This is a genomic window from Sphingomonas sp. FG14 (genome assembly GCF_057809675.1).
In genome coordinates, this window is record NZ_JBMDKK010000019.1 from 35,619 (window position 1) to 50,830 (window position 15,212).

The 15,212-nt window shown below is 65.6% G+C and carries 13 protein-coding genes and 1 tRNA gene; 8 read left to right on the forward strand and 6 right to left on the reverse strand.

Annotated elements, in window-relative coordinates; all coding sequences use genetic code 11:
* Window positions 1-9 precede the first annotated feature (9 nt).
* Window positions 10-1,311 (reverse strand): ATP-dependent protease ATPase subunit HslU, encoded by a 1,302-nt coding sequence (gene hslU / locus ACODTA_RS26175; protein WP_489070120.1) that lies wholly within the window; start codon window positions 1,309-1,311, stop codon window positions 10-12.
* Between the two features lie 75 nt (window positions 1,312-1,386).
* Window positions 1,387-1,938: an ATP-dependent protease subunit HslV gene (gene hslV / locus ACODTA_RS26180; RefSeq protein ID WP_489070122.1), complete on the reverse strand. Its 552-nt coding sequence runs from the start codon at window positions 1,936-1,938 to the stop codon at window positions 1,387-1,389.
* A 187-nt stretch (window positions 1,939-2,125) separates the two neighbouring features.
* Between hslV and ACODTA_RS26185 the strand changes: the two genes are divergently transcribed.
* Complete coding sequence (locus tag ACODTA_RS26185) at window positions 2,126-2,542, forward strand: response regulator (RefSeq protein ID WP_489070124.1); 417 nt, start codon at window positions 2,126-2,128, stop codon at window positions 2,540-2,542.
* Between the two features lie 28 nt (window positions 2,543-2,570).
* On the opposite strand, the gene ACODTA_RS26190 is transcribed toward ACODTA_RS26185, so the two are convergent.
* Together ACODTA_RS26190 and ACODTA_RS26195 are read right to left on the reverse strand one after the other, a co-directional pair.
* Window positions 2,571-4,457 (reverse strand): ABC-F family ATP-binding cassette domain-containing protein, encoded by a 1,887-nt coding sequence (locus tag ACODTA_RS26190; protein WP_489070126.1) that lies wholly within the window; start codon window positions 4,455-4,457, stop codon window positions 2,571-2,573.
* Between the two features lie 87 nt (window positions 4,458-4,544).
* Window positions 4,545-4,621, reverse strand: a tRNA-Pro gene (locus tag ACODTA_RS26195).
* 161 nt (window positions 4,622-4,782) lie between these two features.
* On the opposite strand from ACODTA_RS26195, the gene yajC reads away from it, so the two are divergent.
* The 4 genes from yajC to ACODTA_RS26215 all read left to right on the forward strand — a co-directional run bounded on the left by yajC (window position 4,783) and on the right by ACODTA_RS26215 (window position 8,168).
* Window positions 4,783-5,127: a preprotein translocase subunit YajC gene (gene yajC / locus ACODTA_RS26200; protein ID WP_489070194.1), complete on the forward strand. Its 345-nt coding sequence runs from the start codon at window positions 4,783-4,785 to the stop codon at window positions 5,125-5,127.
* An 8-nt stretch (window positions 5,128-5,135) separates the two neighbouring features.
* Window positions 5,136-6,725 (forward strand): protein translocase subunit SecD, encoded by a 1,590-nt coding sequence (secD, locus tag ACODTA_RS26205; protein WP_489070128.1) that lies wholly within the window; start codon window positions 5,136-5,138, stop codon window positions 6,723-6,725.
* Window positions 6,726-6,816: 91 nt separating this feature from the next.
* Window positions 6,817-7,797, forward strand: coding sequence for a protein translocase subunit SecF (gene secF / locus ACODTA_RS26210; protein WP_489070130.1), 981 nt, complete (start codon window positions 6,817-6,819; stop codon window positions 7,795-7,797).
* Window positions 7,794-8,168 carry an Mth938-like domain-containing protein gene (locus ACODTA_RS26215; protein WP_489070132.1) on the forward strand — a complete coding sequence of 125 codons (375 nt, stop codon included), beginning with the start codon at window positions 7,794-7,796 and terminating at the stop codon, window positions 8,166-8,168. The genes secF and ACODTA_RS26215 overlap by 4 nt, the downstream gene beginning before the upstream one ends.
* Window positions 8,169-8,177: 9 nt before the next feature.
* Here ACODTA_RS26215 and ACODTA_RS26220 read toward each other — a convergent pair whose 3' ends face one another.
* Both ACODTA_RS26220 and ACODTA_RS26225 read right to left on the reverse strand, forming a co-directional pair.
* Window positions 8,178-9,347 carry a glycosyltransferase gene (locus ACODTA_RS26220; protein WP_489070134.1) on the reverse strand — a complete coding sequence of 390 codons (1,170 nt, stop codon included), beginning with the start codon at window positions 9,345-9,347 and terminating at the stop codon, window positions 8,178-8,180.
* Between the two features lie 51 nt (window positions 9,348-9,398).
* On the reverse strand, window positions 9,399-10,235 hold the full coding sequence (locus ACODTA_RS26225; RefSeq protein ID WP_489070136.1) for a class I mannose-6-phosphate isomerase: 837 nt from the start codon (window positions 10,233-10,235) through the stop codon (window positions 9,399-9,401).
* A gap of 139 nt (window positions 10,236-10,374) precedes the next feature.
* Here ACODTA_RS26225 and ACODTA_RS26230 point away from each other — a divergent pair, with 139 nt between their 5' ends.
* The 3 genes from ACODTA_RS26230 (at window position 10,375) to ligA (ending at window position 15,121) form a co-directional block, all read left to right on the forward strand.
* On the forward strand, window positions 10,375-11,157 hold the full coding sequence (locus tag ACODTA_RS26230) for an outer membrane protein assembly factor BamD (RefSeq protein ID WP_489070138.1): 783 nt from the start codon (window positions 10,375-10,377) through the stop codon (window positions 11,155-11,157).
* A gap of 170 nt (window positions 11,158-11,327) precedes the next feature.
* On the forward strand, window positions 11,328-12,992 hold the full coding sequence (gene recN, locus ACODTA_RS26235) for a DNA repair protein RecN (protein WP_489070140.1): 1,665 nt from the start codon (window positions 11,328-11,330) through the stop codon (window positions 12,990-12,992).
* A gap of 17 nt (window positions 12,993-13,009) precedes the next feature.
* On the forward strand, window positions 13,010-15,121 hold the full coding sequence (ligA, locus tag ACODTA_RS26240) for an NAD-dependent DNA ligase LigA (RefSeq protein WP_489070142.1): 2,112 nt from the start codon (window positions 13,010-13,012) through the stop codon (window positions 15,119-15,121).
* The last annotated feature ends 91 nt before the right edge of the window (window positions 15,122-15,212 follow it).

Genomic DNA, 15,212 nt, shown 5'->3' on the forward strand with positions numbered 1-15,212 from the left:
ATCGAGCTGTCAGAGAACGTATTTGCTGAGATCGGTGTTGCGCGCGACCGCCGCGAGCTGGGCATCGACATAGGCCGCATCGACGGTCAGTTTCGTCTGCTTGCGGTCCTCGGCTTCGAAGCTCACATCCTCAAGCAGCTTCTCCATCACCGTCTGGAGGCGGCGCGCGCCGATATTCTCGATCTGCCCGTTCACCTCGGCGGCGATCCGGGCGACCGCCTTGATGCCGTCCTCGGTGAATTCGATATCGACGCCCTCGGTCCCGATCAGCGCCTTGTATTGTTCGGGCAGCGAGGCCTTGGTGTCGGAGAGAATGCGAACGAAATCCTCCTCGGTCAGCGCCTTCAGCTCGACGCGGATCGGCAAGCGGCCTTGCAGTTCGGGCAACAGGTCGCTGGGCTTGGCGACATGGAAGGCGCCGCTGGCGATGAAAAGGATATGGTCGGTCTTCATCGGGCCGTATTTGGTCGCGACCGTCGTGCCCTCGATCAGCGGCAGCAGATCGCGTTGCACGCCTTCGCGGCTGACCGATCCACCGCGCACGTCGGAGACAGCGATCTTGTCGATCTCGTCGAGGAAGACGATGCCGTTGGCCTCGGCATCGGCGAGCGCGGTGCGGCTGACCTCGTCCTGGTCGAGGCGCTTGTCGGCCTCTTCCTCGACCAATTTGGTCCAGGCGGAGCGGACGTTGATCTTGCGGCGCTTGAGCTGCTGGCCGCCGAAGGCCTTGCCCATCATGTCGGACAGGTTGATCATGCCGATCTGACCGCCCTGGCCCGGCATTTCGAAGGGCATGGAGGGCGCCGCCTCCAGCTCGATCTCGATCTCGCTATTGTCGAGATGGCCGTCATGGAAACGCTGGCGGAATGCGGAACGCGTCGCCTCGCTCGAGTCCTTGCCGGTCAGCGCGTCGAGCAGCCGATTCATCGCGGCTTCCTCGGCCTTGTCCTTCACCGCGTTGCGGCGGCGCTCCTTTTCCAGCCGGATGGCTTCCTCGACCAGGTCGCGCGCGATCTGCTCGACGTCACGGCCGACATAGCCGACCTCGGTGAACTTGGTCGCCTCCACCTTCACGAAGGGCGCGTCGGCGAGCTTGGCCAGGCGGCGGCTGATCTCGGTCTTGCCGCAGCCGGTGGGCCCGATCATCAGGATGTTCTTGGGCGTCACCTCGTCGCGCAGCTCGGGGCCGAGCTGCTGGCGCCGCCAGCGGTTGCGCATCGCGACCGCGACGGCGCGCTTGGCCTCTTTCTGGCCGATGATGTGCGCGTCGAGCGCGGCGACAATGGCTTTGGGGGTAAGGTCGTCGTTCATGTCATCTTCCGTTGGCCCCGCGCGAAGCCGCGGGGCGCATAGACTGGGCAATTGTCGATCGGATGGGCCGCCGGGTCAGGTGGCCGAATCCATCGTTTCAATGGTGAGCTGGTCGTTGGTGTAGACGCACAGGTCCGCCGCGATGCCCATCGCCTTGCGGCAGATGGTCTCGGCGTCGCCTTCATATTCCACCAGCGCCCGGGCGGCGGCGAGCGCGAAATTGCCACCCGATCCGATCGCGGCGACCCCGGCGAGCGGTTCCAGCACGTCGCCGTTGCCGGTCAGGATCAGCGTCGTTTCCTTGTCGGCGACGATCATCATCGCTTCCAGGTTGCGGAGATATTTGTCGGTCCGCCAGTCCTTGGCGAGCTCGACCGCCGCGCGCATCAACTGGCCGTTCGCGCGTTCCAGCTTGGCTTCGAGCCGCTCGAACAGGGTGAAGGCGTCGGCGGTCGCGCCGGCGAAGCCGCCGATCACGCTGCCGTCACCCAGCCTGCGCACCTTGCGGGCATTGGGTTTCATCACGGTCTGGCCCATCGAGACCTGACCGTCGCCGGCGATCACGACCTTACCGTTCTTGCGCACCGAAAGGATCGTGGTGCCGTGCCATTTGGGCATTTCGCTCATTCAGATAGGTTCCTGCGTTCCCCGCTTCATCGATGGGCGCGATATGGGTTGGCACCCGCATCATCGCAAGCACAGGCTCCTTTCGTCGAAAAGCTGGCGCATCGCACGGTGATTCGGTTATCCTCCCTTCTTCGGGCGAAAGGAGGGCGCCCGGCTGGCATCGACCCCGAGACGAGGGAGGTGACGTATGGCGAGTGCATTTGGTGAAACCGGTGTTCCACCCGGTTACCGGGTCCTGCTGGTGGAGGATGATTCCCTGCTGGCCGAAATCGCATCCGAACAACTTGAATCCATCGGCTGCACGGTGGCGCATGTCGCGCCCGATGCGGAGGCGGCGATCGCCTGGGTCGATGGCGGCGGAGAGGTCGATCTGCTTTTCGCCGATATCGTGATGCCTGGCATGAACGGCGTCGCGCTCGCGGTGTATCTCAGCGATCGTCGCCCCGATATCCGCGTGCTGCTCACCACCGGCTATGGCGCCGCGCTGGTCGACGAGCAGAGCCGGCATTATCGTGTGATCGGCAAGCCGTGGCGCAGCGAGCAGATCGCGGCGGAGATCCGTGGCGTCGCGGCGCAGCCGGCGCGACCTGTGTTGAACGCGTAGGGCGCGGCGACGCGGTAGGTTCGGCGTCCTACGCCGCCTCCTGCGCCTCCAGCGCTTCGCTCGCTTCCAGCCAGCGCGCCTCCGCCTCTTCGAGTTCCTGCTCGATCCTGCCGCGCGCCTGCATCAGTTCGCTCATGGTCCGTTTCGCGTCCTGCGGCGTGGCTGACGCGGGATCGAACATCGCGCGGTCGATTTCCGAGCGTCGCGTGGTGAGTCGCTTGATATCGGCTTCGGCCGCCTTCACCGCTTCGCGAATCGCGCGATTGCGCTCGCGGGCATCGGCCGCGGCCTTGCGCGCATCCTTGGCGGATACCTTGGGCGCCGCCGGCTTTTCCTGGGCGGGGGCCGCCTGGCCCTTGCCGAGGATCAGATCGGTATAGTCGTCGAGCGAACCCGAAAACTCCTTCGCCGTGCCGCTATCGACGAGGACCAGCCGGTCGGCCGCCAATTCCAGCATATGGCGATCGTGACTGACGAGAACGACCGCCCCCGAATAGCCATTGAGCGCCTGTACGAGCGCCTCGCGCGAATCGACGTCGAGGTGGTTGGTCGGTTCGTCGAGGATCAGCATGTGCGGCGCGTCGCGTGTGATCAGCGCCAGCGCCAGCCGCGCGCGTTCACCGCCCGACAGTTTCCCGACCAGCGTTGTCGCCTTTTCGCCCGAAAAGCCGAATCGACCGAGCTGTGCACGGACGGCGCCGGGTGTCGCGCCTTTCATCAGCCGGGTCATGTGCTCGACCGGCGTGTCGCCCGTGTCGAGCTCCTCGACCTGATATTGCGTGAAATAGCCGACGCGCATCTTGCCGGATGCGGTGATCTCGCCCGCCATCGGTGCGAGCTGCGCGGCGAGCAGCCGCGCCAGCGTGGTCTTGCCGTTGCCGTTGCGTCCGAGCAGCGCGACGCGATCGGTGGGGTCCAGGCGCAGGTTGAGCCGCTCCAGGATCGGCTTGCCTTCGGTATAGCCCACGCTCGCCAGATCGAGCGTCACCAGTGGCGGGCGGAGTTCGTCCGGGCTCGGGAAGTCGAAGCTCAGCGACGGATCCTCGGCCATCGCTGCGATCGGCGCCATTTTCGCCAAGGCCTTGGCACGCGATTGCGCCTGTTTTGCCGTGCTCGCGCGCGCGCTGTTGCGGGCGATGTAATCCTGCAACTTGGCGCGCTGCGCCGCCTGGGCGGCGCGCGCCGATTCGAGTTGCGCCATCCGTTCGGCGCGCTGTTTCTCGAACGCGTCATAGCCGCCGGGGTACAAGGTCGTCCGGCCGCCTTCCAGATGCAGGATATGATCGACGACATTGTTGAGCAGGTCGCGCTCGTGGCTGATCACCACCATGGTCGCGCGATAGGATTTCAGGAAACTCTCCAGCCAGAGCGTCGCCTCGAGGTCGAGATGGTTCGATGGCTCGTCGAGCAGCAGCAGATCCGGCTCTGAGAACAGCAGGGCGGCGAGCGCGACGCGCATCCGCCAGCCGCCCGAGAAACTGTCGAGCGGGCGATGCTGCGCCTCCTCGTCGAAGCCGAGACCCACCAGGATGCGTGCCGCGCGCGCCGGCGCCGCATGCGCGTCGATCGCGATCAGCCGCTCGTGAATCTCGCCGATCCGATGCGGATCATGCGCGGTTTCGGCCTCGGCCATCAATGCGGCGCGCTCTAGATCGGCGGCCAGCACGGTTTCGAACGGCGTCGCGCTGCCGCCCGGCGCGTCCTGCGCGATATAGCCGATGCGGCTGCCGCGCGGCATGTCGACCGATCCCGAATCGGCTTCGCCCGTTCCGGCGATCACCTTCATCAATGTCGATTTGCCGGCGCCGTTGCGGCCGATCAGCCCGACGCGGCTGCGCTGCGGCAGCGACGCGGTGGCGCCGTCGAGGATAAGGCGCCCGCCAAGGCGCACGGTGATACCGGAAATCGAAAGCATGGCGCGCCGATAGCAGGGAGGATGCGAAGCGTCATCCCGCATCGCGGCGCTTCCAGATCGCGGTGATGTTTCCTTCTAGGAAGAAACTGGTCGGGACGAGAGGATTCGAACCTCCGACCCCCACACCCCCAGTGTGATGCGCTACCAGGCTGCGCTACGTCCCGACCGAAGGCGGGCGCTTTAGGGCGAAGTCCGGCGTCTGGCAAGCCTTCGCCGAGAGCTGCGCCAAACAAGCAGAAGTTGCCCGCCGTGGCCGGGCATGTTAGGCGCGCCCCTTTCATGGAGGATGCAGCACGCGTCCTCGCCCTTGTCACGGGTGACATTGATGATCTTCACTCCCGCTTATGCACAGGCCGCCGGCGCAGCTTCGTCGAGCGGCGGCATGGCCGCCTTCTTCGTTCAGGTCGCGCCGCTGATCCTGATCTTCGTGATCTTCTGGTTCCTCATGATCCGCCCTCAGCAAAAGCGGATGAAGGAGCATGCGGCCCGCATCAACGCGGTGCAGAAGAATGATCAGGTCGTCACCGGCGGCGGCCTGGTCGGCAAGGTGACCAAGGTTGATGACGCGCATGTCGAGGTAGAGATCGCCAGCGGGGTCAAGGTGAAGGTCGTCAAATCCACGCTGAGCGACGTGATGCCGATCGGCGGCGCGCGGCCGGCCAACGACTGAGCCCCGCGATGCTCGATTTCCCACGCTGGAAGGTCTGGCTGGTCTGGCTGGTCATCGTCATCAGCTGCGCCTATTCGATCCCGAGCTTCTTCCCCAAGGCGCAGACCGCGACCTGGCCGAGCTTCGCTCAGGTACGCTTCAATCTCGGTCTCGACCTGGCGGGCGGCAGCCACCTGATGTTCGAGGCGGACACCAGCGACGTCGCCAAGCAGCGGCTCGAGACGATGGAAGACATCGTCCGCACCGAGATGCGCCGCGCCAGCCCGCGCATCGAGATCGGTGACATCTCGTCGCAGGGCGGGCAGCTTTCCTTCATGGTCCGTGACGCCAGCCGCGTCGATGCCGCCGTGGAACTGTTGCGCGCGCAGACGCAGGGTGCCGGCATGACCGGCCAGCGTGACTGGGATGTGAGTGTGGTGGATGCCACGCGCATTATGTTGAAGCCCACCCAGGCGGGCATCAACAAGTCGCTCGACGATGCGATGGCGACGGCGCGCGAGGTCGTCGCACGACGAATCGATCCGGACGGCACCAAGGAAGTGACGGTGGTTCGTCAGGGCAGCAATCGCCTGGTCGTCCAGGTGCCTGGCGTCGAGGATCCCGAATCGCTCAAGAAGCTCGTCGGCAAGACCGCGCGGCTCGATTTCAAGCTTGTCGATCTGAACGCCAATCCCAACGAGGTCGCGCAGGGCCGAGCACCGGTCGGCAGCCAGGTGTTGCCGCAGGTCGGCGGCGGCTTCATCGCGGTCAAGCGCCAGGTGATGGTCAGTGGCGACCAGTTGATCGACGCCAATCAGAGCTTCGACCAGCAGTCCAACGCGGCGGTGGTCTCGATCCGCTTCGACAGCCAGGGCGCCAAGCGCTTCGCGCGCGTGACGCAGGAGAATGTCGGCAAGCCGTTCGCGATGATCCTCGACGGCACCGTGCTGTCCGCGCCCAATATCAACGAGCCGATCCTGGGTGGCCAGGCGCAGATCTCGGGCAATTTCACGGTCGAAAGCGCGAACGAACTCGCCGTGCAGCTTCGTTCGGGCAAGCTGCCGGTCGAGCTCAAGGTGGTCGAGGAACGAACCGTCAGTCCCGAACTCGGCGCCGATTCAATCCAGAAGGGCGCGGTCGCCGGTATCGTCGCGACGCTGGCGGTGATCATCTTCATGATCGTCACCTATGTCCGTTTCGGTATCTATACGACGGCGGCGCTGGTCGTGAACGCCTTCATGATCCTCGGCGTCATGGCGATCTTCAACGCGACATTGACGCTGCCCGGCATCGCCGGCTTCGTGTTGACCATCGGCGCGGCGGTCGACGCCAATGTGCTGATCAACGAACGCATCCGAGAGGAACAGCGACGAGGACGGCATACGCTGCAGGCGGTGGAGTTCGGCTACAAAGAGGCCAGTCGCGCGATCTTCGACGCGAACATCACCAACGTCATCTCCGCCGCGATCATGTTCACCTTCGGCCAGGGGCCGGTTCGCGGCTTCGCGGTGGTGCTCACCATCGGCATCATCACGTCGGTGTTCACCGGCGTCACCTTCACCCGGTTGCTGGTCGCGCAATATCTGAAGCGCAACAGGCCGAAGGAACTGGTGATCTGATGTTGCGCCAGCCCCATCGCTTCTCCCGGAAAACTCCGTGTTCCTGCATTCCCGCCTTTGCGGGGATGACGCAGGATAAAGGCATCGACCCATGCGTCCGCTAAAGCTCGTCCCCGACAACACCAACATCCCGTTCCTGAAATACAGGAACATCGCGATGGCCTTTTCGATGTTGCTGATCATCGGCTCGCTGGCGCTGGTCGCCGTGCGCGGGTTCAACCTCGGCATCGATTTCGTCGGTGGGCAGATGGTGCGCGTCACCTTCGACCAGCCCGTGAATATCGAGAAATTGCGCGGAACCGTGGAATCGCTCGGTCAGGGCGAGGCTTCGATCCAGCAGTTCGGGCCCAAGGAAGTCGCGATCCGCACGCCGTTGCCCGATGGCGACGAGACTGCCGCGAACCGCGCTGCCGAAGAGATTCGCGCCACCGTGCAAAAGGCGTATCCCGACGCGCATCTGGGCGGCACCGAAAGTGTCTCGGGCAAGGTCAGCCAGGAACTCTTCCGCACGGGCGCCCTGGCGCTCGGCCTCGCCATGTTCGCGATCGCGCTCTACATCTGGTTCCGTTTCGAATGGCAGTTCGGCGTCGGTGCGCTCTTCGCGCTGTTCCACGACGTCGCGCTCACATTGGGCTTCTTCGCGCTCACCCAGCTCGAATTCGATCTCGACGTCGTCGCCGCGATCCTGACGATCGTCGGCTATTCGCTCAACGACACCATCGTGGTCTATGACCGTATTCGCGAGAATATGCGAAAATACCGCAAGATGGACATGATCGGCCTGCTCGATTTGTCGGTGAACGAAACACTGTCGCGCACCCTTGTCACCTCGCTGTCGCTGATCATCGCGCTGTCGGTGCTCCTCGTGCTGGGCCCGGACGTGATCTTCGGCTTCACCGCATCGATGCTGCTCGGCATCGGTATCGGCACCTTCTCGTCGGTCTATGTCTCCGCTGCGATCCTGCTGTGGCTCAAGCTCAAGCCGGATAGTTTCCTGCCTAAGGAATCCGCGACGGCGAACGCGGCCGAACGTGTCCGTTCCGCCGATTCCAACGATGGCGCGGTGCCGTGAGCATCCAGGTCCGGCCCGATGCGGCCGGGCCGGGGCCGCGCATCACCGGCTTCGCCGATGGCGGCTTTCGGATCGACGGCCGCGTGATGGCGGCCGCGCTGCTGACGCCGCAAGATGCGGTTGCGTGGGATGCACCCCCGCTGGACGCGCTTGATGCGGGGGCGTTGGCGCCGCTGGTCGCGGTTCGCCCCGAATTCATCCTGATCGGCACTGGCGCCGTGATGGCGCGGCCGCCGCGCGCGCTCGTCGATGCGCTTGATGCGGAGGGGATCGGCGTGGAGGCGATGGACAGTCGCGCCGCCGCGCGCGCCTGGGGGATATTGCGCGGCGAAGATCGCTGGATCGCCGCCGCGCTGCTGCCGCTGGCCTGACGCTGGCGGTCAGGCGCCGCGGGCGATTTCCGACAGATGCGCAAACAGCGCCTCGCTGTTCGCCGGCCAGGTGAAACGCCCGGCTGCGGCCCGAATCGCCGATGCCGGCGGCGGATCGCCGATCAGCGAAGCTATGGCGGCGGCGATCGCAGCCGGGGTGCGCGCCGCGATCCGGCCGATATCCGGGCTTTGCACGACTTCCCGTGCGCCGCCTGTATCGGTGATGACGATCGGCGTTCCGCAGGCAAGCGCCTCGACCCAGGCATTGGCCAGTCCTTCGGACGCCGAAGGGAGCGCCATCACGTCGGCCGCCGCCATTATCCGCGCGATCTCGTCATGCGGCAGGCTACCGGTAAAGCGCACCCGCTCGGAAATGCCGAGCTTCGCCGCCTGCGCTTCGAGCGCAGCCCGATCTGGACCGTGGCCGACGAGCACCAGCGTAACGCCGGGAAGCGTCGCCATGGCATCGATCAGGATCGCCTGGCCCTTGCGCGGGATGAGCGCGCCGATGCTGGCGACAAGCGGCCCCGTCACGCCGATCCCGGCTTTCAGCACCGCCCGGTCGCCCGGCGCGAACCGATCGAGGTCCACGCCGGTATGATGGACCCGGATCCGCTCCTCGGCCATGCCGAGCGCCATCATGTCGCGCTTCATCGCATCGCTCACCGCGAGCAGGCCGGCCGCATTGATCCCGGCTAGCTGCACCGCGTCCGCTGTGGCGGGCTGATGCCCCCAATAATGGATATCGGCACCGCGCGCCTTGACCGAGTAAGGCAGGCGGAGCGCCTGGGCGATGCGCATCGCAGCCGGTCCGTCCGGGAAGAAGAACTCTGCGTCGATCACGTCGAACGGTCGTTCGGCATGCAGCCGCCGTGCGGTCGGCAGGATGGCACGCGCCATCAGGGCACCGCTCGCCCGGCCATTGGCGCCGGGAATCACGGCGAAGCGGGGACGATGGACGCTCAGCCCCTTCCAGGTCTCGTGCCTGGGCAGCTTGGCGAGCGCGCGATAGCGGGCGTGACGCGACAGCGGCCAGGGCGGGATGCCGACCGGCGCGATCACCTCGATCGAGACATCGTCCCGCGCGGCAAGCCCAAGCGTCTGCCGTTCGACGAACACGCCGAAAACGGGCCGACTCTCGTCTGGAAAGAGCGAGGCGATGGTCAGTACACGCAGCATCGCCGACAGCATAAGGCAGCGAGGGTTAAATTCCTCCCAGCGCCGCTGCGCTCAGCGTAATATGTCGATCCGCGCGGCCAGGGGGTAGGCGAACAATGCGTCGCTTTCGCCGTCGGTCATGATCGCCACATCCTCCTTCACGATCCAGCATTCGCCAGCATGCCATGTTTCTCCCGCAAGGGCGCCAGTTCCGCTGATCGGCACGAACCAGCCCGGCATGCCCACCGGCAATGCGATCCGGCCCTGGGGTGAGCGCCATCGTTCGAGCACGAATTTCGGTCCTTCGGCCAGGATCGTGCGGCCCGGTGCCGGGGTTTCGGGTTCGAAATTGGGCACGAATGGCTCGGGATCCGACACCGCAATACCGTCATCGAGATGCAATTCGCGCGGCCGACCATAATCGTAGAGCCGATAGGTGAGGTCGACATTCTGCTGGACCTCGATCAGCGTGATGCCCGCACCGATCGCATGGACGGTGCCGGCGGGTGAATAATAGGCCTGGCCCGCCTTCACCGGTTTCCAGTCGACCAGCGCCTCGATGCTGCCGTCGAGCGCGGCGGCGCGCAGCGTTTCGCGGCTGACCGGCGTGCGGGTGCCGATCGCGATGGTCGAATCGGGCTCCGCCGCCAGGATCACCCAGGCCTCGTCCTTGCCGCGCGCATGGCCGGACGCGCGCGCCGTCGCATCGTCGGGATGGACCTGAATCGACAGCCTCTCCGCCGTGAAGAGATATTTGACCAGCAGCTCGGGCGTTTCGTCCGCGTCGTCCTGAAACCAGATCTCGCCCACCGGCGCGCCGTCGGCTGGCGGATCGGCGAAGCCCGGCCACAGCGAATGCCGGCCCCACGGCTTCTCTACACGGCGAGTGATCAGGCGTTTGACGGTCATGATTTCTCCGGGCGCATGGCTGCTTGCCAGTCTGGCTGAATGCGTCTGTGCGGGCAACGGTTCCGCGCGTTCGACCGGTGCATCCGCCCACTCGGCAAACCGCTTGGCGAAGCCCAAAGGCTCGGCTAGAACCCGCGCCATGCGTAGCCTTTCCCTGAAGTCGCTGGCTCTTGCCGCCGCCGCCGTCTCCCTTGTCGCGCTGGCCGGTTGCGCTGGCAAGAACGCGCAGAAGCGTGCCGACACCAACTATGTCGCCCGCGACGTCAACACGCTGTACAATGCGGGCAAGGACCGGCTCGATCGTGGCCAGTACAAGCTGGCTGCCGCGCTGTTCGACGAAGTCGAGCGCCAGCATCCCTATTCGCCCTGGGCGCGCCGCGCGCAGCTTATGAGCGCGTTCAGCTATTATGCCGCGAAGGACTATACCGAATCGATCCAGTCGGCGCAGCGCTTCCTGGCGATCCATCCGGGTAACAAGGATGCGCCTTACGCCTATTATCTGATCGCGCTCGATTATTACGAGCAGATCACCGACGTCACGCGCGACCAGAAGATCACGCAGCAGGCGCTGGCGGCGCTCGGCGAGCTCACGCGTCGTTATCCCAACACCCGCTATGCGGCCGATGCGCGACTCAAGATCGATCTCGTCAACGATCACCTTGCCGGCAAGGAGATGGAGATCGGCCGGTTCTATCAGCGTCGGTCGCAATGGCTGGCGGCGGCGGCGCGGTTCCGTTCGGTGATCGATCAGTATCAGACGACCACGCACACGCCGGAGGCGCTGATGCGCCTGACCGAATCCTATCTCGCGATCGGCATGCGCGAGGAAGCGAAGAAATCGGCGGCGGTGCTCGGCACGAATTATCGCGGCACGAAATGGTATGGCCGCGCATTTGAGCTGATGCAGAAGAACCCTGTCTGAACGCGCGGTCGGCCGTCCTCCTTCGAGGATGAATGACGCGGCTCGAAAGATCGGCCAAGGCGGGCTGCGCGATGTAAGAATCGCACCGCCCGCTCTTGTCATGTGCTGCCGCATCGTTTTTGCGGAAAACCGGTTCCCACTTTTCCGCACGATGCTTTAATCAATCCGCGATGCTGTCCGTCCTGTCCATTCGCGATGTCGTCCTGATCGAGGCGCTCGATCTGGAATTCGGGCGTGGCCTCGGCGTGCTCACTGGCGAAACCGGCGCCGGAAAATCGATCCTGCTCGATTCGCTCGGCCTTGCGCTCGGCGCACGCGCTGAAAGCGGGCTTGTCCGCCAGGGGCAAACTCAGGCCGTGGTCAGCGCGAGCTTCGAGATCGCCGATCCCGCGCATCCCGCGCGCGCCATGCTGGCCGAAAATGGCTTGGAGGCGGCATCGGGTGAGCCGGTCGTCGTTCGCCGCATGGTGAAGGCCGATGGCGGCAGCCGCGCCTTCGTCAACGATCAGCCGGTCTCCGCCGGGCTGCTGCGCGAACTTGGCAGCATGCTCGTCGAGATCCACGGCCAGCATGACGATCGCGGCCTGCTCAACGCGCGTGGTCACCGCGCCCTGCTCGACAGCTTCGCGCGCGCCGATGTCCGCGCCGTCGCCGCCGCGCATGGCGCGTGGCGCACCGCCGAACAGGCGCTCGCGCGGGCGCGCGCCGATATCGAGACCGCCGCGCAGGATCGCGACTGGCTGGAACATGCGATCGAAGAGCTTTCTCGTTTCGCGCCCGAAGATGGCGAGGAGGAGACGCTCGCCGCCGAGCGTGCGGACATGCAGAAAGGCGCGCGCCTGTCCGAAGACATGGTGGCGGTGATGGACGCTTTCGACGGATCCGATGGCGGGCTTGCGCAGCTTCGCCAGGCCGCGCGTCGGCTCGATCGGATGTCGGGCGAGCACCCGCTGCTTTCCGAGGCGTTGGCGGCGCTCGATCGCGCGATGATCGAGGCGTCGGATGCCGAGGACAGGCTGAACCAGGCGGCGGAAGCACTGCGCCACGATCCCGAGCGGCTGGAAACAATCGAGACGCGCCTGTTCGAATTGCGTGGACTGGCGCGCAAGCATCGCGTGGCGCCCGATGCGCTGGGCGAGTTGCTACGCGAATTGACCGAACGCCATGGCCGTATCGAGGCTGGCGCCGAGGGGTTGATCCAGCTTGAAACCGAACTTGCGGAGAAGGCGGCGATCTATGTGCGTGCGGCCGAGGCGCTGAGCGTCGTGCGCCAGGCGGCGGCGGCGCGCCTCGATGCGGCGGTGGCCACCGAGCTCGCGCCGTTGAAGCTCGATGCCGCGCGCTTCCGAACCATTGTCGAGCCGCTGCCCGAGGGGCAGTGGAGCGCGGAAGGGCGCGACCGGGTCGAATTCGAGATTTCGACCAATCCGGGTGCGCCCTTTGCGCCGCTCGCCAAGATCGCCAGCGGCGGCGAATTGTCGCGCTTCATCCTGGCGCTCAAGGTCGCGCTCGCTGAAGAGGGCGGCGCGGGTACGATGATCTTCGACGAGATCGATCGCGGCGTCGGCGGCGCGGTGGCGTCGGCGATCGGCGAACGCCTGGCGCGGCTGGCGGACAAGGCGCAATTGCTGGTGGTGACGCACAGCCCGCAGGTCGCCGCGCGGGGCGCGGCGCATCTGCTGATCGCCAAGAGCCATGACGGCACCGTCACGCGGACCGGCGTGACCGCGCTCGACGAGGCGGAGCGCCGCGAGGAGATCGCGCGCATGCTGTCCGGCGCCAATATCACCGATGAAGCCCGCGCACAGGCGGGCAAGCTGCTGGAGGCCGCGTGACGGGCGGGAATGGCATGATGACGACCGAAGCTGATGCCGCCGCCGAGCTGGAGCGGCTTGCCGCCGAGATCGCGCGGCATAACCGGCTCTATCATACCGATGACGAGCCCGAGATATCGGATGCCGAATATGATGCGCTCGTGCGGCGCAACGCCGCGCTGGAGACCGAATTTCCGCATCTGATCCGCGCGGATTCGCCCAGTCGGGCGGTTGGGGCGGCGCCGGCCGGGCATCTCGCCAAGGTGGCGCACGCGCGCGCCATGCTCAGCCTCGACAATGCCTTTGCCGATGATGAGGTGATCGAGTTCGTCGTGCGCGTGCGGCGTTTCCTGGCGCTCGGCGCGGAGGATCGCGTCTCGTTGACCGCCGAACCCAAGATCGACGGGCTTTCTTGCTCGCTCCGCTACGAAAAGGGTGAGCTGGTGCTGGCGGCGACGCGCGGCGACGGCAGCATGGGCGAGGATGTGACCGCCAATGTGCGCACGATCGCGGATATCCCGCAGCGGCTGACCGGCGACGTTCCCGATATCTTCGAGATCCGCGGTGAGGTCTACATGGCCAAGGCCGATTTCGCCGCGCTTAATGCGCGGTTGCTCGCGGAGGCGGATGATCCGGAAAAGGCGCGGCAATTCGCCAATCCGCGCAATGCTGCCGCCGGATCGTTGCGCCAGAAGGATCCGGCGGTCACCGCGTCCCGCCCGCTTCGCTTCCTCGCGCATGGCTGGGGTGAGGTTTCGGGGCTGCCGGCCGACACTCAATATGGCGTGATGCGGGCGATCGCGGGCTGGGGGCTGCCGGTCAGTGACCTGCTGATCCATGGTGAGGTCGTGGAAGCGGCGCTGGCGCAGTATCGGCGGATCGAGCAAATGCGCGCCGATCTGCCCTTCGACATAGACGGCGTCGTCTACAAGGTCGACAGGCTCGATTGGCAGCAGCGGCTGGGTTTTGTGGCGAAGGCGCCGCGCTGGGCGATCGCGCATAAATTCCCCGCCGAGCGTGCCCAGACCACGCTGAACGCCATCGACATCCAGGTCGGCCGCACGGGCAAGCTCACCCCCGTCGCGCGGCTGGAGGCGGTGACGGTGGGGGGCGTGGTCGTGACCAACGCCACGCTCCACAATGCCGACGAAATCGGCCGGCTGAACGCATGGCCGGGCGATCGCATCGTCGTGCAGCGCGCCGGCGACGTCATTCCGCAGATCGTCGAAAATCTTTCGCGCGACGATGCGCGTGGCGCCTGGCCCTTTCCCCAAGCTTGCCCGGAATGTGGTTCCGCCGCCGAGCGCGAGCCCGGCGAGGTCGATTATCGCTGCACCGGCGGTCTGATCTGCCCCGCGCAACGCGTGGAGCGGCTGCGTCACTTCGTTTCGCGCCACGCGCTCGATATCGAGGGGCTGGGGCTTACGCAGATCGTCCAGTTCTTCAATGACGGGCTGATCGCCAGCCCGGCCGATATCTTCAAGCTCAGCGAAGAACAGCTGCTTGCGCGCAAGAAGAAGGGGGATGTCTGGGCCGCCAATCTGATCGCCGCGATCGATGCGCGCCGCGCGCCGTCGCTCGATCGCTTCCTGTTCGCGCTCGGCATCCGACATGTCGGCGAGGTGACGGCGCGCGATCTCGCGCGTCGCTATCGCAGTTGGGCGGATTTCCGCGCGCTGATCGACCGCGCCATCGAACGGCGCGGCGAACTCGTTCAGGCGGTTGGCGAAACCGACGAGAAATTCCTCGCGCGCGAGGCGAAGGAGCTTGCCGCGATCGTCGAGACGCCTGGGGTCGGGCCTGAGGTCGCGCTGGCGCTGATCGATTTCTTCGCCGAGCCGCATAATATCGAGGCGGTCGACGATCTGCTCGGCCAGCTCTCGCCCGCCGACGTCATCCATGAGACCCGTGCGTCGGAGGTGAGCGGCAAGACCGTGGTGTTCACCGGAACGCTCGAATCGATGAGTCGCGACGAGGCGAAAGCCCAGGCCGAATCACTCGGCGCGAAGGTCTCGGGATCGGTTTCATCCAAAACGGATCTAATTGTCGCGGGGCCGGGCGCGGGCTCGAAGCTCAAAAAAGCGGCCGAACTCGGCATCTCCGTCATTGACGAGGCCGGCTGGGCGCGGATCGTTGCCGAAGCTCAATAAACTGGCATGATTAGATAAAATGTTAGTAGATTTGGCGATGTTTAGAGAGTTTTAACTGTTGGCGGTCATTTTGCCTGGCTGTGGGGGGATG